The organism is Streptomyces sp. NPDC001904, from assembly GCF_040297005.1.
In the GTDB taxonomy this organism is placed as follows: Bacteria; Actinomycetota; Actinomycetes; order Streptomycetales; family Streptomycetaceae; genus Streptomyces.
In genome coordinates, this window is the sequence record NZ_JBEOYI010000024.1 from 1 (window position 1) to 17,315 (window position 17,315).

17 protein-coding genes and 1 pseudogene are annotated in these 17,315 nt (G+C 69.0%); 11 read left to right on the forward strand and 7 right to left on the reverse strand.

What is annotated here, in order from left to right; translation table 11 throughout:
• The first annotated feature begins 528 nt into the window (after positions 1-528).
• Positions 529-1,140 carry an HAD-IA family hydrolase gene (locus tag ABT127_RS30190; protein ID WP_351456750.1) on the forward strand — a complete coding sequence of 204 codons (612 nt, stop codon included), beginning with the start codon at positions 529-531 and terminating at the stop codon, positions 1,138-1,140.
• Between the two features lie 279 nt (positions 1,141-1,419).
• Here the strand turns inward: ABT127_RS30190 and ABT127_RS30195 are convergent, their stop codons facing one another.
• Complete coding sequence (locus ABT127_RS30195) at positions 1,420-1,824, reverse strand: hypothetical protein (RefSeq protein WP_351456753.1); 405 nt, start codon at positions 1,822-1,824, stop codon at positions 1,420-1,422.
• 579 nt (positions 1,825-2,403) lie between these two features.
• Here ABT127_RS30195 and ABT127_RS30200 point away from each other — a divergent pair.
• Positions 2,404-2,664 (forward strand): hypothetical protein, encoded by a 261-nt coding sequence (locus tag ABT127_RS30200; RefSeq protein WP_351456756.1) that lies wholly within the window; start codon positions 2,404-2,406, stop codon positions 2,662-2,664.
• A gap of 285 nt (positions 2,665-2,949) precedes the next feature.
• Here ABT127_RS30200 and ABT127_RS30205 read toward each other — a convergent pair whose 3' ends face one another.
• Positions 2,950-3,654, reverse strand: coding sequence for a hypothetical protein (locus ABT127_RS30205; RefSeq protein ID WP_351456759.1), 705 nt, complete (start codon positions 3,652-3,654; stop codon positions 2,950-2,952).
• Positions 3,655-3,657: 3 nt separating this feature from the next.
• On the opposite strand from ABT127_RS30205, the gene ABT127_RS30210 reads away from it, so the two are divergent.
• Entirely contained in the window at positions 3,658-4,791 is a 1,134-nt protein-coding gene (locus tag ABT127_RS30210) for an oxidoreductase (protein WP_351456762.1), read from the forward strand.
• 23 nt (positions 4,792-4,814) lie between these two features.
• Here ABT127_RS30210 and ABT127_RS30215 read toward each other — a convergent pair whose 3' ends face one another.
• The gene (locus tag ABT127_RS30215; protein WP_351456765.1) at positions 4,815-5,285 is read right to left on the reverse strand and encodes a hypothetical protein; all 471 of its coding nucleotides are present in this window, start codon (positions 5,283-5,285) and stop codon (positions 4,815-4,817) included.
• A gap of 259 nt (positions 5,286-5,544) precedes the next feature.
• Between ABT127_RS30215 and ABT127_RS30220 the strand changes: the two genes are divergently transcribed.
• Positions 5,545-6,012, forward strand: coding sequence for a nuclear transport factor 2 family protein (locus tag ABT127_RS30220; protein WP_351456768.1), 468 nt, complete (start codon positions 5,545-5,547; stop codon positions 6,010-6,012).
• Here ABT127_RS30220 and ABT127_RS30225 read toward each other — a convergent pair.
• The 3 genes from ABT127_RS30225 to ABT127_RS30235 all read right to left on the reverse strand — a co-directional run bounded on the left by ABT127_RS30225 (position 5,937) and on the right by ABT127_RS30235 (position 7,980).
• Complete coding sequence (locus ABT127_RS30225; RefSeq protein ID WP_351456771.1) at positions 5,937-6,287, reverse strand: transposase; 351 nt, start codon at positions 6,285-6,287, stop codon at positions 5,937-5,939. The two genes, ABT127_RS30220 and ABT127_RS30225, sit on opposite strands and share 76 nt — an antisense overlap.
• A gap of 119 nt (positions 6,288-6,406) precedes the next feature.
• Positions 6,407-6,694 carry a hypothetical protein gene (locus tag ABT127_RS30230; RefSeq protein ID WP_351456774.1) on the reverse strand — a complete coding sequence of 96 codons (288 nt, stop codon included), beginning with the start codon at positions 6,692-6,694 and terminating at the stop codon, positions 6,407-6,409.
• Between the two features lie 836 nt (positions 6,695-7,530).
• Positions 7,531-7,980: a hypothetical protein gene (locus ABT127_RS30235; RefSeq protein ID WP_351456777.1), complete on the reverse strand. Its 450-nt coding sequence runs from the start codon at positions 7,978-7,980 to the stop codon at positions 7,531-7,533.
• Positions 7,981-8,483: 503 nt separating this feature from the next.
• On the opposite strand from ABT127_RS30235, the gene ABT127_RS30240 reads away from it, so the two are divergent.
• From ABT127_RS30240 to ABT127_RS30265, 6 genes and pseudogenes are all read left to right on the forward strand, one after another.
• Positions 8,484-8,825 (forward strand): DUF6192 family protein, encoded by a 342-nt coding sequence (locus tag ABT127_RS30240; protein ID WP_351457105.1) that lies wholly within the window; start codon positions 8,484-8,486, stop codon positions 8,823-8,825.
• Positions 8,826-8,827: 2 nt separating this feature from the next.
• Positions 8,828-9,235: a RacP protein gene (locus tag ABT127_RS30245; RefSeq protein ID WP_351456780.1), complete on the forward strand. Its 408-nt coding sequence runs from the start codon at positions 8,828-8,830 to the stop codon at positions 9,233-9,235.
• Between the two features lie 26 nt (positions 9,236-9,261).
• Positions 9,262-9,447: pseudogene (locus ABT127_RS30250) on the forward strand (transposase); the annotation flags it as partial.
• A 146-nt stretch (positions 9,448-9,593) separates the two neighbouring features.
• On the forward strand, positions 9,594-10,256 hold the full coding sequence (locus ABT127_RS30255) for a hypothetical protein (RefSeq protein ID WP_351456783.1): 663 nt from the start codon (positions 9,594-9,596) through the stop codon (positions 10,254-10,256).
• Positions 10,257-10,368: 112 nt separating this feature from the next.
• Positions 10,369-10,623, forward strand: coding sequence for a hypothetical protein (locus ABT127_RS30260; RefSeq protein WP_351456786.1), 255 nt, complete (start codon positions 10,369-10,371; stop codon positions 10,621-10,623).
• Positions 10,624-10,674: 51 nt separating this feature from the next.
• Entirely contained in the window at positions 10,675-11,883 is a 1,209-nt protein-coding gene (locus tag ABT127_RS30265) for an FAD-dependent monooxygenase (RefSeq protein ID WP_351456789.1), read from the forward strand.
• A gap of 327 nt (positions 11,884-12,210) precedes the next feature.
• Here ABT127_RS30265 and ABT127_RS30270 read toward each other — a convergent pair whose 3' ends face one another.
• Complete coding sequence (locus tag ABT127_RS30270) at positions 12,211-13,956, reverse strand: putative Ig domain-containing protein (RefSeq protein WP_351456792.1); 1,746 nt, start codon at positions 13,954-13,956, stop codon at positions 12,211-12,213.
• A gap of 355 nt (positions 13,957-14,311) precedes the next feature.
• On the opposite strand from ABT127_RS30270, the gene ABT127_RS30275 reads away from it, so the two are divergent.
• Positions 14,312-17,263: a helix-turn-helix transcriptional regulator gene (locus ABT127_RS30275; RefSeq protein ID WP_351456795.1), complete on the forward strand. Its 2,952-nt coding sequence runs from the start codon at positions 14,312-14,314 to the stop codon at positions 17,261-17,263.
• The last annotated feature ends 52 nt before the right edge of the window (positions 17,264-17,315 follow it).

Sequence of the window (17,315 nt, forward strand, 5' to 3'; positions counted from 1 at the left end):
AGCAAAATAAACCGCCCCCAACACCCACCACAATCCACACACTCACCCCACCAACAAAAAACTGCACACGGCATACCCACCCCACCACCACAACGCATCGCAAGCGAAAAGTGCACGCACACAGATACAAACAAGACCGCAAGAACAACAGCACAACACCGAGCAGCAGTACGAAATCGCATCCTTCCAAACACCACCCGTACCGCTCTGCGCCACCACCAGCCCATCCCTTGGGCCACCCCTCGACGCATCTATCGAGTACAGACACCCCCAACCGGACAGACTTCGGCTGCTCACGCCTGCCCTCATGGGTGACCCAGACATTTCCGCGGCTTTGCAGATCGTCACGAGTTTTGAGAGCACTTGCCGATTGAGGCGATTCGGGTCGACGGGTTGCGACAGGGCTGTCACAGCCTTCGAAGATCGCTTGACCTTGTGCCAGAGGGAGAGACAACAGTGTCTCTGTCGATCACACGAGTGGGCGCTCTGCGCTCACTGGTCGGTCCAAGACGAAGAGGGGGAGTTCGCGTGACCGCGACCTGCGTCATTCTCGACATCGGCGGCGTGCTGGAGATCACGCCGGAAACAGGATGGGTGCAACGGTGGGAGAAGCGGCTGGAGTTGCCAATGGGCACTGTCCATGAACGGATGCACGACGTGTGGTCTGCTGGGAGTGTCGGCAGTATCAGCGAGCGCGAGGTGCACAAGCAGGTAGCTGGCCGCTTGGGACTTACCACCCTCCAGGTTGAAGCCTTCATGGCTGATCTGTGGGCGGAGTATCTGGGGACGCCGAACGAGGAGTTGATCGACTATGTGCGAGGACTGCATGGAAGCTGCAGGCTGGGCATCCTGAGCAACAGTTTCGTCGGCGCCCGGGAGCGGGAGACGTCGCTGTATCACTTCGACGAACTGGTGGAACAGATCGTCTACTCGCACGAGATCGGCATCGAGAAGCCCGATCCGCGTGCCTTCGAGGCAGCATGCGCCAGCTTGGACGTGCGCCCGGAGAACTGCCTGTTCATCGACGACGCCGCAGCCAACGTTGCAGCTGCCCAGGCGGCAGGCATGCAGGCGCATCTGTTTGAGGACAACACCCGGACCGTCACGCGCATCGCAGCTCATCTGGATGCCGGCACTTGACTGCAGGACGGGTCCCGCGCCGGCAAGAACCGCAGGGCTGTCAAAACTCGTGACACATCACCCGCCCGCGGATCGAGACGGCGCCCAACCCACTGGCCGACCAACCAGTGTCGTTACCCGTGGACAAGGCCACTGGCGCGTCAACCAACCCGACAGGCACCAGAATCACGGGCTGATCCACCGGAAGCGCCTACTCTGATGCCAGCGGCTCGTCCCGGCACCGTCCGGTCGGCCCGCAGCCATCGACTTAGCTCGAAGAGCATGCACGACCACGGCGCGCTACGTCGCAGGGGCGGCCGCCACCTTCTGCAGCGCGGACACCTGACGGTGCAGGAGATCACGCGGGGTGCGGACCTCGGTAGCAGTACCGCTCAGGTCGTTGCTGGCGAACGTGACGAGCGTCGTGCCCACCCGGACGACACGCACTTCGGTCGCCAGCGCCGGAGTGTCCGGGACCGGCACCATCTCGGCGCGGAAGGCCAACTCCTGATCTCCTTCGCCGAGTTGCCCTGCCGCATGGACGTTGCTCCACTTCCCACCGCCCCACAGGGCCGGAAAGGCTCGGCAAGTGCGCAGTGCGGCACGCAGGTCGTCCATGACCCGCCCGGCGTCCTGCGCCGAGTACGCGGTGAGAAAGACCTCGACCCCCACATGGCCTCCTGGCGAGACCGTGCCGTGCACCATCCCCCGGGGCATCCTCTGACTTTGGCCCTGGGCGGCAGCGAGTACCGGCGTGCAGTCCGCGGGGCTCGCGGCTCCTGCGCGTATCGCGGACGGCCGCCCGTCGATGGCCGAGCTCTCACGCAGCGCGGCCGCCTTCAGCTCCCGCTGTGTCAGCACGCGCGCGGCTACGGCCGACCTCGACGGCACCGCCGCGGTAGTCGGCCTGTCCGCCGCCGGTGTGTCTCCCCCGCAGCCGCTCGCACCGGCCAGCACGCATGCCACCGCGGCAAGCGCGACGGCCCCGCGTCCGTATCTTCCACCGCTCCCCACGGTTGCCTCCTCTGATCGGATCGCACGGATCTTACGGGACGGGCCGGAACACACGCCGCCCGGATTCCAACACCAGCCCCGGCTCATTCCTGCGGCTCATTGGCGGGAACACTGGCGGAGCCCAACTCACGAAACAGCACGCATCCCACGGGACCAGACGCTCAGCACCCGCGCGCGCCGTCCGCCACATCACATCACTGTCACAACCACTCCCAGCATCCCGCCCATCACGGATGATGCATTCCCACACAGCGCATCCCCGGGGGACCCTTGAAAACCCGCACCGCAATCATCGCCGTCGCCTTGTTGGCGGCCACACTCGCCGGCTGCACCAGAACCGAGGCCAACAAGCGAACCGACTGTCGTAACGCCCTCACCGACGGGGCCGCGACCGCGGACCGCCCCGACGCCTGCAAGGACGTCAGCGAGGACGACTACCAGACCCTGCTCGCCGACTGGAGAGAAGAGAACAAGGACATCATCGACGAAAACGGCGGAATCGACCCGAACAAACTGTTCGACAACGGCTGACAGTTTGTTGCACGACGACCGGAACCGCCCTGCGTGCGGACCAACCTGATATCGGCGACGTCGACGAAAAGGTGGGCCGCTTCCTCGGTTTGGCGCGTGAAGTGCACCGTTCCGCGGAGGTAGTCATTCTTGAGGGGCCTTCGTCTCTTGCCGCCGTCGCCGAGGGCGTAACCCGTGCATCCAGTGATGCCTCGCCAATCTCTGTGACGGGGAAATCGATTTCGCAGCCCGGGGGCATCTTGTCGGCGGAGGTTGCTCACTCCGAGGGATCGACACTCGCCTTGACTATGTCTGCGGCGAAGACTTCGTTAATGGCGATGTCGCAGTCGTGTAGGGCACTGAGGTAGCCGGCGCACGCGTCGCGACGCTGCTGACGACGCCACTGCTCATGTTGAGCCTGTGCCTGCGACCGGCCATTGATGAAAGCGGCGCCCAGCGTCGCCAGAGAACCAACAGCAGCGCCCAGAACACCTCTGCCGCCCACGCGTGCCGCGGAGTCTGTACGGGAGGCCGCCGACGCTGCAATGATCGCCGATCATGCAGCTCGAAGAACTCGGCCCCGCTGAAAGCCAGTTGTGGCACTCCTACGCTCAGGGTCACCACGTCGACGTTCGCCCGGAATCGTCGCGAGCTGCCCGCCCCTCCATTCGCGCCGAGTGCATCATGGCCCTGCTCCTTGGCGCCGGTCCCGAGCCCGGCCCAGGTGAACGGCCCGGGCTGCGACTGAGCGGTGCGGCCATCACGGGCACACTGGACCTGCAGTTCGCTGACGTCCCCGCACCCGTCGCCCTGACGGACTGCCACTTCGCAGAAGCTCCTGTCCTGCGAGGTGCCCAGTTCCGCGAACTGTCCTTTCATGACTGCCTGTTGCCCGGCCTGATCGCCGACACGACTCAGGTCCACGGCCGACTGATCCTCTCTCACTGCCGGCTGTCCGGCCCTCTCGTACTCACCCGTGCCGAGATTCAGAGCGACCTGGACCTGACGCATACCGTGATCACCGCACCGGGACACGAGGCGGTCTCCGCCGTACGCCTGACCACGGGCGGGGACCTGCTGTGCACTCACCTGGCCGTGCACGGGACCACGCGCCTGACGGGCGGCTGCATAGCCGGCGAGTTCGACCTGGAAGGCGCGCACCTGAGCAGTCCCGGCGGCACCGCCCTTGACGCCTACCACATGCAGATCACCGAGGACCTCACCTTCCATCCCGGCTTCCGTGCCGGGGGAAAGGTCATCCTCTCGGGTGCCAAAGTGGCCGCGGCCATAGGTTTCTGCGGGGCCCGCCTGGACAACCCCGGCGGCACCGCCCTGGAGGCCGTCGATGTCACGGTCAGTCGCAACTTCGACCTCGGCGTGGGCCTCACCGCGAACGGCGGGATCACGCTCGACGGTACCCACATCGGCACTCGCCTCAGCCTCCACGACGCCACTGTGGTGCACCCCACCGGCACAGCCCTGTCGTTGCGCCTCACCCAGGCGCGAGAGACCGACCTGCGGACCCGGACGGCGATCGACGGCTCGGTCGACGCCGGCAACGCCCAGCTCGGCGTTCTCTACGACGCGCCCGCCACCTGGCCGGCCCGGTTGCGGCTGTCCGACACCTCGTACGACGCTCTCGCCACCCCGCTCACCGCCACCGAACGGCTCACCTGGATCCGACGCAGCCCCGACAGCTACCTTCCACAGCCGTACGAACAGCTCGCCGCCGCCTACCGTCGCCTGGGCCACGAGGACGAAGCCCGCACTGTTCTGCTCGCCAAGCACCGCCGCCGCCGTTCCGGACTTCGCTTGCACGCTCGCGTGTGGGGGTACGTCCAGGACGCGACCGTCGGCTACGGGTACCGGCCCACGCGCGCGGCCCTCTGGCTGATGGCCCTGCTCGCTCTGGGCACGGCCTTCTTCTCGGCGCATCCCCCGACCCCGCTCGAAGCCGCCAAGGCCCCGCCTTTCAATCCGCTGTTCTACGCACTCGACCTCCTGCTCCCCATCATCGGTTTCGGCCAGAAGGGCGCCTTCGCACCCCACGGCATCGGCCAGTGGATCGCCTACACCCTGACCACCGCCGGATGGATCCTCGCCACGACAGTGACCGCCGGAGTATCCAGGGCCCTCAGCCGTCAGTAGCGCAACTCACTGCGAAGGTCAGTTCAGAAGGAGGCGAGACTCGAACGCGCCGCGTCCATGATGGCACTCTTGTGCTCCTCGACATGCTCGTTGACCTCGGCGTCTCCGATCTCGCGCCAGACCGCCTGATTCAACGCACGGGCATAAGCCTGAACAGGAGCCTGAAGACTGGCATGGCAGACGAGAACCAGGTGTCGCTCCGCAACCCAGAGTCTGCCCATCGCCGCCGAAGCCGCCCCATGCCACCCCTCGTCTTCACCCCATGCCACAGGGCGCCGATAGGCCACTGCTTCGGACTCTTGCACACAGGCGAGAAAGTCCTTGATCGCCTGCAACTGCTCAGCCCGGCGAGCCTCGCGGCCCGCGACGGCCTGGCGACGCTCCTCCAGCCGCTCGGCAGAACGCTGAACAGCACGTTGCGACAGAGCCGTCAGACCGCCGCCCAGTACAACACCCGCCAGCGAAAACAGCGGCGCCCACACCTCTGCCGCCACGCGACACTCCCCCTCACCACAAGCCCTCGCCCGCCAGAATTCACAGTCTGTCGTCGTGGCTCGATGCCTCATAGTGGGCAGACTCGCCCCTCACTCTGATCCGACCGTTACAGACGAGAGCCGGACGGCTCAACGCCGTAATGGCGAGCGGCTGATTGGTTCGCGGGACCTAGCGCGTGTTGCGGAAGTGCCGACCGCCCAGCACAACGACGTCTGATTGCCGCCAGCAGGGTCCTGCTGTGACGCTCATGCTGGCGGCATGAAGATGTCATCCACTTCCGAGTCAGCAGCAGTTCTCACCGCCATGTATGCGGCTGAGGCGGAGTACCTGGCGGCGGGCGGCCCTGACGAGGCCTCGTTCGACCTCCTCGCCCCCTTCTTCGCGCCGGATGTCGAGCTGCATCAAGCAGATGCCCTGCCCTATGGGGGCACTTGGCGTGGATACGGCGGCATGACCCGGTTCTTCCTCATGATGCGAGAGGTGTGGGAGTCGTTCGACATGGTGGAGCAGGAGTTCCTTGCCACCGGTGAGACTGCGGTCGTACTCACACAGGTCCGTGCTCGCGCTCGCGCGACCGGCCGCGAACTCAGCTTCCCGATTCTGCAAGCGATCACGGTCAAGGACGGGCGGATCACCAAGGTCCGTCCGTTCTACTGGGACACGCGGGCTATCGCCGATGCGTGCGCCGTGCCGACACCGACACCGACACCGACACCGACAGACTGAGGAGGACGACAAGACCCACTGGCCACAGCCACCCGGCAGGCAGTGGAGTTGACGTTCACGGCCCAGGTGATCAGGCCCTTCGCCTCCGCCCCGGCCTGGAGTTGGGTGACGATCCTGGCCCAGGTGCCATCCCGCTGCCAGCGGCAGAACAGGTCATAGGCCCGGTCCCAGGGTCCGTAGCGTGCCGGTACATCGCGCCAGGGGGCACCGTGTGCCGTCCAGCAGGTGCCGCCGCGTCCACGCTGGAGGCACAGCTTGAGGCCCTGTGGAAACAACGGCTACAGCCGGGCCCCGGGTTCGTTTCGGCCTCGCTGCCACGATGCCGCTGGCCAGCCTCGATGGAACACACCGCCTGACGCGCACGTCGGCACTAGAACAACCGAGTGCCTGGCACTCACGCGCCGGCAGGACCGCACATCTGCGATTCCTCCCGGAGAGACAAGTCAAGCCCCTTGGCCTGCGCGTACTCACCGATCTCCACCAGGGCCTGTTCAATGTCCGCTGCCGTGGCCGGCATCCCTGACGCGGTAGCAAGCAGATGTGAGGTTCCCTCGTCTCGGGCGGACGCCAGAAACTCGTAGAGCCCAATCACCGCGGTGAGGGCGGTTCTCCCCTCGATGGACTGCTCCCAGCCATGGTGGACGGCAACGTAACCGCTGTGGTCCTCAAACACGACGATCATCTGCCGGACGCTACAAGCCGACCTACTTCCGTTCACGAAACGCCACACAAGAGGGCAAACAGTGCAACCCAATGGGCGGCATCCGGCAGAGATCAGCGCAGGTGAATACCGTCGATGCAGACCAAGCCAACGGGCAGCCGACGATCGGCCCAGCGCTCATGCGTCGAGGCATCTTCGACAACGTCCCCTTGACCACCCTCTCCCCTGCCTTGTCGCCCACCGACGTGCGGTCCCCTGCGACATGCGGCCCGTGCCGTTGACGGGGCCCGAGCATGTGGAGGCAGAACAGAGTGGGAATGGGCCCTGCAGCACGCGGTCTTCCGGGGCCCGGAACCGGGGACACCCATCATCCTTGGCCTGAATGTTGTTGAGCATGCAGACGGACCCGACCAGCTGGAGTTCCTACTCCAGGTCGTATGGACGGAGCAAGGTCAACTCGCCATCGATGCGGCGGCCAACGTGGCCTGCTGGTGCGACACCGAGCACGCCACCCGTGACATCGACCCTGTCAGAGTTGTTGTCGACAACGTGAGCTCACTGGTCAGTGCCTTCCAGGCTGGCACCGAGCGTCTGACCGGGTGGCTGGCCGATCCTCGAGACGCGGACTACTGGCGCGCTCGGGCAGGACTGCCCGCCCGCCGTCTCGCATGACAGGGTGCGTTCACCAGTAGGCCGCCAGCAAAACATGGCATCCCAAGGTGTCGCCTCGGACAGCACCGTCAAGCAGCTCACAGTCACCGCATGGGCGACTGCCACGCTGGAGTAGGCCTGCACCGCGCTCTCCGCCAACCCTGTGCCGATGCAAGTCCGGAGGTGTGAAGAGGGTCAGCCCGGGATTAGGAGAACCAGACGATGAGACGCACGTTGGATGCGCCGTGCAGGTCGCTCAGCGTGCGCATCACGCTCCACGCGGGCCCCCAGTGCGAGTCGTCGCCGGCTGCCTGCTCCCGGGTCCGCTTGCCGGAGGCGTCGGTCACCTGCCAGTTGGCTGCGAGCAGCTCCGCCCACGTGATCCACGTAGTTCCGTGAACGCTGTCGAGCCTCCAGGACGCGTGCTCGTCGGCAACCGTCTCGGAGGCATCCACAGGGAGTCCACGGTCTGCGGCCAGGGGGTGAAAGCCGTAGGTGTTGCGAATACCGAAGAGGCAGGCCAGGGCATCGTAGGCATTGCCGATGTTCAGCAGCCACAGCTCCATGGCAGCGTGCCAGACGGAGTCCTCGTCGTCGGGGCCCCACAAGCGGGCGCCTGGACGGCATTCGATCATCCCGTCGACCTCGGTTGCCATGCCGGGGATCTTGCCTCCTCGCGGGCCTTACTGCACCCGCATTTTCTGACATTGGGCAGCAGTTGGTGGGGTCGAACACACCCGCCGCGCTGAGTGTCTGATTGGAATCCCTGGTCGTAGGGCTTGGGGCCGTGATGCTGGCTGTATGGGTTCGAGTGGGGTGGTGCGGCGGTACTGCCCGGAGTGTGGGGTGTGCCGCTGGCGCCGACGAAGTCGGCGGTAGCGGTGTTCTGTTCGGGTAGGTGCAGGTCAAGTCGTTGGCGTGCCTTGCACCATGCCCGTCGGCGGGTGGCAGAGATGCAGCGGGGCCGTAGAGCGTTCTGCCCGGTGTGCGGGCGTGGGTGGACGGTTGGGGTCGAGTTGCGCCGCTCGGCGGTGTTCTGCTCGTCGCGGTGTCGGACGCGGGCCTGGCGGGCTAAGGCGTCACCGGATTCCGTCACGGTGCCGCCATAGCCGAACGCTGCAGGTGAACCGCATGTCACAGGGCTTTCGCCGAGGGGCACCTGTTCAACAAAGCGCAGAACAAACGGTGGCAGCAGGCGGAGCGGGCCCGCCAGGAGGAGGTGCCCGGGCAAAAGGAGGGGCCGCTGGCCCCGGTGGTGCGCTCGATCGACCGGACGATGGAGTTCCTCGATCTGGTTGCGGCCTGCCACAAGTTCGTGGCGTCCACCAACCGTCTGGTGCCGCTCTTCAACGACCGGTACCTGCCTGAGGACGCCCGGGCCGTGATCGATCACAATTTGTCGCGGGTGCGGGCCGCGTGCGACTGGGTGGAGCACGCCGTCTCCACGGGCGAGACGGACATGGATGAGGAATTGGCGCGCCTTCTGCGGGGCGGCGAGTGACCATGGCACGACGCAAGGGTGATGCGGCCCGCGCGCACGCCGCGTGCATCTACCGCATCCTGCTGGAGACGCGGCCGGCTGGGCTTGAGTTCCCCCAGATCCTGGCCGCCTGCGAGTTGACCCGCAGTCAGGTGCGGGACGGCCTGGCGATGCTGCGTGACCAGATCGCCGAGCAGGACTGGCCGCCCCTGGTCTACAGCCGCCGGGACAAGTGGTACTTCTTCACCGCCGATCCCGACGAGCTGGAATCCTATGAGGTGATGTGGGTGCGGGCCCGACTCACCCAGGTCCGCCGTTTCATCAACGGCACGCTCATCCCGCACACCAGGTTGGCCCCGGATGACAAGCGGGTGCGTTTCATCAACAGCCAGATCACCGCGGTCGAGTCCACTCTCGACCTGATCGCCTGACCGGAGAGGATAGGGGCGAGTCGCAGATGAGGCAGCGCTGCTATCCGTCGGACACCAGTGATGCGGAGTGGCAGGTCATCGCACCGCTGCTCCCGCCGCCGGCCTGGACAACGCCGCGCGGCGGGCGCCCCGAGAAGGGGCCCCGCCGGAAGATCTTCGACGCAATCCGGTATGTGACGTCCGAAGGGTGCCGGTGGCGGGCTCTGCCTGCGGGCTGACCCTCGCCGGAGTAGCGGCGGCGTCAGAAGGGCAGAGACCTAAACCGAAAAGCTACTTGCGGGAGGGGGCCTGCGGGCCGATTCGTACGAGCAGCACGGGTCCATATGCTCGCGGCACCGCAACCACATCGGAGAACTTGATGACCAACGGCACTGCTTGGATAGGCGCGCGCCAGCACACTTCTGTTTCCGGCGCTGTGCAGGGAATGCACGGTGGAATTTCGCTCACGGCGGCCAGGAGTATTGACCCTGACGAATTCCTCCTCGCGCTGGGCGCAGAGGTGGATGAGCTGGCTGTGCGCATCCCGTACAGGGACCTTGAAGTGCCGGTGAGGGGTCCTGGCGGTCCGTCGCCCGCGGTCAATCCCGTCATGTACGGGACGTGCGGCGACTGGGTCTATGTGCTGGAGGACTGGGGGGCCGCGACGTGGTCCACCGGCTGGCGCACAGTGGAGTCGATGCGGCCGCAGCCGGGCGAGGAGATCGTCTGCGTGACGGTGAACCGCTTCAGCCCGCCGTCGCAGATCTTGCACGTCCCGGGTGACGAACAGGCGCGGCGGGCGGAGTTCGGCCAGGACACCGGCGAAGCGTCCGCTCTGGACTCGGCGCTCAACGCGGCGGGCGCGGTCTTTCCCGCCGTCGGGGACGTCGGAGAGGCCGCTGTGGTGGAGTACTACGAGGAACACGGGCCGCGGCTGCCCGAGGCGGTGTTCACCGCCGTCGGCAGCTACTGCGGTCTGTCCATCGACGAGGCTACGGTCCGGGCCGGTGGCCTTCCTGGTGTACTTCTGTCCATGCCCTGACCGTGCCGCCGGGCGCCCGCCGACCCTATCCGCAGTCGAGGTGGGGGCCGGCGCGTTGGACGGGTCTACTGTGCGGTCAGCCGTCATGGTTCGGGGATGAGCAAGGGCATCCGTGGGAGGGTCTTCCGGGCGGGCCGGTCCCGAGGCCGTCGCCGCCCGGCTCCGCGCCGCCGTCCACCCGGGCCGGCTCCTTGCCCAGCACACCACGGCCGAACTGGAGGAGAGGATCGGAGCGGGGGCACGACTTCGACTCACCGACGCCTACGAACAACTGCGCAACGGCACGGGCTCGCTCCTGGATCTGCCCCAGTCGGTACTCGACCTGCGCGCCGCACGACCCGCCTGGTGGGGTCTGCTGGAGGGGTGATCCCCCGACAGGACCTGTGACCGGCGCGACGACTCGACCCGAAGGACACTCATGCACACCCCCACCGTTCTGATCTCCGGAGCGAGCATCGCCGGCCCCGCCGTGGCGTACTGGCTGAACGCCCACGGCTGGCGGACGACCGTCGTCGAACGCTTCGACGAACTGCGCGACGACGGACAGAACATCGACGTGCGCGGTGCCGGCCGCGAGGTCAGCCGGCGGATGGGCATCGAGGACGACATCCGGGCGGCGACCACCGGCGAGAAGGGCACCGAGTTCGTCGACGCCGACGGGAGGCCCCTCGCCCGCTTCGCGGCCGGCACGTCCGACTCGGGCGGCGCCACCGCCGAACTGGAGATCCTGCGCGGCCAGTTGTCCCGCATCATCGTCGACCGCACCCGTGGCGAGACCGAATACGTCTTCGGTGACCAGATCGTCGCCCTGGAGGACGGGGAGAACGAGGTCACCGTGCGCTTCGCCCACGGCGCGGCCCGCACCTTCGACCTGGTGATCATCGCCGAGGGGCTGCGCTCGCGCACCCGCGCCCTGGTCTTCCCGGACAGGGACGCCGTACACGAACTCGACTTCTACACCGCCTACTCGACCATTCCACGCACTCCGGCGGACACCGACCTGTGGCGCTGGCACAGCGCGGCCCGCGGCCGCAGCGTCACGCTGCGCCCGGACAACCTCGGGACCATCCGGGCCACCCTCTCCTTCCTGTCCGAGGTCCGAGGTCTCGAAGAGCTCGACCGCGACAGCCTCACCACCGTCCTGCGCCGCACCTTCGCCGATGTGGGCTGGGCGGCACCCCGCATCCTCGACGCCCTGGACGACGCCCCGCTCTACTTCGACGCGGTCGGCCAGACCCGCATGCCGAGCTGGAGCAGCGGACGGGTCGCCCTCGTCGGGGACGCCGCCTACTGCTCCTCGCCGATCAGCGGCATGAGTACGAGCCTGGCCCTCACCGGCGCCTACGTACTCGCCGGAGAACTCTCCGCCCACCCGCACACCGCGGCGTTCCGGCGCTACGAAACGCTCATGCGCCCCTACGTGGACCAGGCCCAGAAGCTTCCCCCCGGCACCCCGCGCGTGGCCAACCCGCGCAGCCGCGCCGGACTGGCCACCATGAACACCGTCCTCAGGATCGCCGGCACCCCGACAGCCGCCCGCCTGGGCGGACTTGCCTCCCGCTGGTTCACGCCCCCCGCGGACGCCATCGACCTCCCGACCTACCCGCTCCCCCGTGCCGCTCACTAGAGCGAGGCGCTTCGGGACGGCGACCCAGGGCGCGGTGGCCGGGAAGGGCCGGCGGATCGTGCGGCCAGACGCGCGGGGCGGCGGTGAAGTCCGGCACGCGCTCGGTCGCCCCGGGAGGCGTACGGGACCCGATGGTGACGACGCGGGACGCGCCCGCGGCCCGAGCGGCCCGCCGACCGGCGGCGGAGTCATCGAAGGACGACGGCCCGGGCCGGATCGCACGTCAGGCGACGCCGTGGGCCCCGGCCCCAGGGTGAGAGCCGTGGGCCGAGGCCGCGATCTGCGAGGTCCCGCCGTACGGTCGTGCGACGGGGCCGTCTTCGGCGATCAGGACCAGACGGTGATGGTCACCGTGGCTGAGGACTTCTTGCCGGAGGCATCCGTGACGGTCAGGGTCGTGCTGCGGAAGCCCCAGGCCGTGGGCGTGCCGCTGATGACGCCGGTGGAAGCGTTGAGGGTGAGGCCTGCGGGCAGGCCCGACGCGGTGAAGGTGTACGGGGTGGTGCCTCCGGTCGCCTTGAGGCCAAGGCTGAAGGGCCGGTTGAGGTAGGCGTTCTGGTTGCCGGGGTTGGTCAGGGTCGGCGAGGTCGTTCCGGAGGCGGTGACGGTCCAGGTGAAGCTTGTTGAGCCCTTCTTGCCCGCCGAGTCGGTCGCGATCAGAGTGACCGGGCTGGTGCCCGCGGTGGTCGGTGTCCCCGAGACCGTGCCGGTGGAGGCGGCGATGCCGAGGCCTGCCGGAAGACCGGTCGCGGTCCACGTGTACGGGGCGGTGCCGCCTTCGGCGCTGTTCGTCAGTGTCACCGGGGTGCCGACCGTCGTGGTGCGGTCCGAGACGGCGGCGACCGTCACGTCTCCGGGCTGGGGCGCGGATGTGGACAGGGAGGCGCCGAACTTGCCGAGGGCCTCGTTGACGGGCTGGAAGATCGTGAATTTCTCGCCGCTGCCGCTGGAGCAGGTGGCGCTGCCGCCTCCGGAGTGCAGGCCCACCGCCTTACCGCCGGTCGCGGTGACGTAGGAGCCGCCCGAGTCGCCTCCGGCGGAGCAGGCGCTGGTATAGGAAAGTCCGTTGATGACCACGGTGCCGTAGTCGACGCTCTGGTTGACCTTGGTGACCTCGCCGCACTGGAACCCGGTGGTCTGTCCGGAGTGGCAGACGGCCGTGCCGACGACCGCTTCGGCGGAGCCGGTGAGGGGGACGTCGCCCTTGCCCCAGCCGGAGACCTTGGAGGAGAGGTCCCAGCCGGTCTGGTCGACCTCGACGATGCCGAAGTCGCCCTCGGAGCTGTTGATGCTGCCCGTGCCGCTCTTGTTGGAGGTGCCGACCCGTGATCCGTCCTTGCCGTAGGCGGGCTGGTTCACGTCGTTGGTGCAGTGGCCCGCCGTCAGGAACGCCTTGGCGCCGCCGGAGCGGGTGACGGGGAACCCGATGGAGCACGGGCTCTCGCTGCCCGGTGTCCACTTCTCCCCGCCGACCACGCTGCCGCCCTGCTGACGGGGGACGTCGCGCGACTCGGTCATCGACACCAGATCGCCCAGTTCGGCCAGTCGTCCGCGCAGGGCCGCGGTGCGCGCGTCCGAATGAGCCGGATCCATCACCACACGCACCCGGTCGGTCCGTGCGTCCGGACCCCAGGACAACAGCGCGGGTACGCCCTTGCTCCAGCGGCCGATCGAACGCGTGACCTCGTCGAGCCGCGCGCTCGAATGACGGGCCCTGTGCGCGACGGCGCCGGCCGCCTCGATCGCACGGCGGTCGGCGCCGGTGGTGGCGGACGCGTGCAGGCGGCCGTCACCGGCGTCGAACCACAGGCCCGCCACCCGGTCGCCGAGTCTTCCCCGCAGGGACGTGGCGATCTGCTCGGCCTGGCGTTCGGCCGATATTCGGGCGTCGACGGCCCGGGGAGTCAGGCCTAGGTCACGGGCCATCGCGGCCCGGACGTCGGCCGGCATCCGTGCGTTCGACGGCGTGGAAGCAGGTGTGGGCTGTGCTTGGGCGGGGGCACCTGCCAGCGCGGTGGCGGCGAGTGCGGCCACGGCGGCGCCGACGAGATACCGGGGAGTCGCAGGACGCATGGGGCACGCTCCTAAGGTGGTTGAGAGGGGTCCGGCGCCGAAGACCGTCGAGGGCCCGGTGCAGCGGGAAGTACGGGGAGGTGGCGCCGGACCGTCCGGGACGGAGCACAGCCTTGCGCTGTGGTCGGACTCGTCCCAGACGGGAAACCCCCTGCGTGCGACGGCGCCCGCCACGGCCGGACAAACCCCGCAGACCCCGCGGCGCGTCCGGCGTGGAGCCAGATGTGAAACTGGCATGTCATGAAAGCTCCCGGTTCCGGAGAAGCCGGGAGGCGATCGGGGAACTCCCTTGCGTCCACCGGGAAACGGCGCAACGCCTTGGCCGGTACGGGCCGGGAGATCTAGCGTGCCGAGCGTGAGCGACACCGGACACTGGGCCCCCTCCCGGCACACGCGCGCCCTGGAAGAGAGCCGGCAGGGCGCGCCCGACACCTGGGAGTCATTGGTGCGGTCGGCTCTGCGCTCGCTTCACGAGCGCGGCCGACTCGCCGTCCACGGACCGTGGGGCGCGGGCAAGAGCACGCTCCTGGACGACGTGTGCCGGCAGTGGGAGGGCAACGTCCTGCGGATCCGAGCACTGCGCCACGACGACGAACTGCCGTGCTCCGGACTCGCGCAGATCCTCGACGATCTCCCGGAAGTGATCACCGCGCCCTCGGCCACCACCACCGCTGCCGCGCCCGTCTCCCCGCTGCCAAAGCCACAGCCACAGCCACAGCCACAGCCACAGCCACAAGGACAGGATCGGCTGCGTCTGCGCGTCGCGGTCACCCGACTGCTGAGCCGCAGTCCGGGGCTGTTGCTCGCCGTCGATGACGTGCAGTGGCTCGACGCGTTCACCCTGGACGCCCTGGAGTACGCCGGCCGAGTCCTGCCGCCACGTCAGTGCGCCGTCGTCGCCGCCGAGCGCACGGTCGGCCGTCCGGCGCGCGGCGTCCAGCTCCTGGGCGGGTACGCGCCCTTCCTGTTCGTGCCGCCCGCCGGCGAGGACGAGATCACCGGCAGGCTGGCCGAGCGGAGCCTGCCCGTGCGCTGGGGGCCGGCGCTGCACCGCCACAGCGGCGGCCATCGCGCCCTGGTCGCCGCCGGTCTCGACGGGGCGGCCGGCATCCGCGCGGTGGAGACGGACGGCCTCGCGGGCGTGGACACCCGCTCCCCCCACACACCGCCCGGCACCCGGCTGCCCCCGCCGATGCTGCGCGGGGCGGACGCGCTGGCCGAGGCTTGGCTCTCCACTCTTCCCTCCGCGGTGCGCACCACGCTGCGCACCGCGGCACTCGCCCACCACGCCGACACCGAGTTGCTGCGCCGCGCCGGGCACTTCGACGCGGAGGAGCATGTCGTCCTGGCCTGCCGCGCGGGGGTGCTGATCCCCGGCGCGCCAGGGTCCGGCCTCGCCGACGGGGGCGAGGTTCGCTTCTCCGCTCCGGCGCTGGCGCACGCCGCCGCCCGCTCCTCCGACTCCCCTACCCGGCGTCTCGATCACGCGGCGCTGGCCGAAGCCGTCACCGATCCCGTCCGATCCGTGTGGCACCGCGCGATGGCGGCGGCCGCGTTCAGCGAACCGACCGCGCAGGTCACCGCGCAGGCCGCCGCCACCGCCCGGGGCGGCGGCGACCGGTCCTTCGCCGCCCGGCTGATGCTCAGGGCCTCGCATCTGACCCCGCCCCGACTGTCCGCCCTGCGTGCCCAACGGCTGGTGGACGCGGCACACGACGCGGCGGCCGCCGGCGAGACCGACCTCGCCCACCACGTGGCCCGGCGCATCATCGACGACCACGGCAGCGCCGAGCACCGGGTCGCCGTCCTCCTGGCGATCATCGATGCCTGCGGGCAGGACCTCGCCGCCGCCGAACCGTACGTCGCGGCCGCCCGGGCCGCCGCCCGGGACGATCCGCACCTGCTGGCCGCCATAGAGCTGCGGGCGGCGATCCAGGCCAACGTCTCCCGCGGCGACTTCGCGCTCGCGGCCCAGCACGCGACCACCGCCGCGCAACTTGCCCGGGAGTCGGTCGACGACCGTCTGGAGGCCGCCGCCCTCACCATGGTGGCCCGGATGAGGCGCATGCTCGGACGTCCGGAACAAGCCCACACCGCACTGGAGTCGGCGCTCGCTCTCGCCGTGCCGCCGGCGGCCGTCGGCGTTGCCAACAGCCCCGAGTACCTCTCCGCGCGCCACGCCGTCTTCGACGGACGGCTGCACCACGCGCGTACCGCCCTCATGGCGCTGCTGCCCGTGGCGCAGGCCGCCGGCGGCGTGGAGGACCTCGTCGACGTCCTGCGCAGCCTCGCCGAGGTCGACGCCGGTCTGGGAGCCTGCGCGAACGCGTTGGCCTGGGCCGCCCGCGCCCGTGCGGTCAGCGCCGACGCCGACCTCTCGCCGGGGCCGGTTTGGTACACGTCCGCGCTGGTGCACAGCCACGGAGGGTCCTTCGAGCAGGCCCTGGACTACGCCGAGCGTGCCCTGGGAGCCTCACGGGCCGAGCACGATCTGCTGCACATCAGCCGCAGCCTGTGGGTCCTCGGTACCGTGCATCTGCATCGCGGCCACGCCGGTCAGGCCGTCGCCGCGCTCGCGGAGGTCGCGACCCTTGAGGGACGTACGCAGTGCGTGGATCCCACCGTCCTGCGGTGGCGGACGGACGCGGTCGAGGCTCTCGCCGCCGCGGGACACACGGACCGGGCACGCGCCCTGCTCGACCACGTGGAGGAGGCGATGACGCCCCGCGACGCGCGTGCGCTGCTGCGCGCGAGCACCGATCGCGCCCGCGCCCTGTGCCTGTACCAGGAGGGTGACAGCGACGGTGCGGCGCGGCTCCTGGACGGCGCGGCACGGACTTTCGCCGCCCTCCACCGGCCCCTCGACGAGGGGCGGACCCTGCTGGCCCGGGGCCGTGTGGAGCGCCGTCGACGCCGCGCCGCGGCCGCCCGGATCGCCTGGGAGCACGCCTTGGCGCTGTTCACGGAGGCCCAGGCGCGACCGTGGATCACCTTGGTCGAGGACCACCTCGGCGCACTCACCGGGACGACGGCCCCTGGTGCGGCCGCGCTTGCCTCCGCGGCGAAGGACCGGCTGACCGCGCGCGAGCGCCAGTTGGCCGGTCTCGTACGGTCGGGGTGCACGAACGAGGAGGCGGCGCAGCGCATGTTCCTGTCGCGCAAGACCGTCGAGACCATGCTCAGCCGCGTCTACCGGAAGGCGGGGGTGCGCAACCGCACCGAACTGGCGGCCCTCCTCGAACCTGCCGACTCCGCTGCCCCGTTGTCGGATCGCACAGACGGCGCGGGGCCGGTCCGTCTCTTGTGACTGCGCGAAACCTTCACGGGATCGTCAGGGCAAAAGCCCTGATCAGAGGGCG

Bases quoted from the DNA above. Each gene is read 5' to 3' on its own strand.
- ABT127_RS30195 (WP_351456753.1), bottom strand. From the start codon at position 1,824: ATGGTGCACGGCACGGTCTCGCCAGGAGGCCATGTGGGGGTCGAGGTC.
- ABT127_RS30205 (WP_351456759.1), bottom strand. From the start codon at position 3,654: ATGCGTCAGGTCCAGGTCGCTCTGAATCTCGGCACGGGTGAGTACGAG.
- ABT127_RS30220 (WP_351456768.1), top strand. From the start codon at position 5,545: ATGAAGATGTCATCCACTTCCGAGTCAGCAGCAGTTCTCACCGCCATG.
- ABT127_RS30230 (WP_351456774.1), bottom strand. From the start codon at position 6,694: ATGATCGTCGTGTTTGAGGACCACAGCGGTTACGTTGCCGTCCACCAT.
- ABT127_RS30235 (WP_351456777.1), bottom strand. From the start codon at position 7,980: ATGGCAACCGAGGTCGACGGGATGATCGAATGCCGTCCAGGCGCCCGC.
- ABT127_RS30245 (WP_351456780.1), top strand. From the start codon at position 8,828: ATGGCACGACGCAAGGGTGATGCGGCCCGCGCGCACGCCGCGTGCATC.
- ABT127_RS30255 (WP_351456783.1), top strand. From the start codon at position 9,594: ATGACCAACGGCACTGCTTGGATAGGCGCGCGCCAGCACACTTCTGTT.
- ABT127_RS30265 (WP_351456789.1), top strand. From the start codon at position 10,675: ATGCACACCCCCACCGTTCTGATCTCCGGAGCGAGCATCGCCGGCCCC.
- ABT127_RS30270 (WP_351456792.1), bottom strand. From the start codon at position 13,956: ATGCGTCCTGCGACTCCCCGGTATCTCGTCGGCGCCGCCGTGGCCGCA.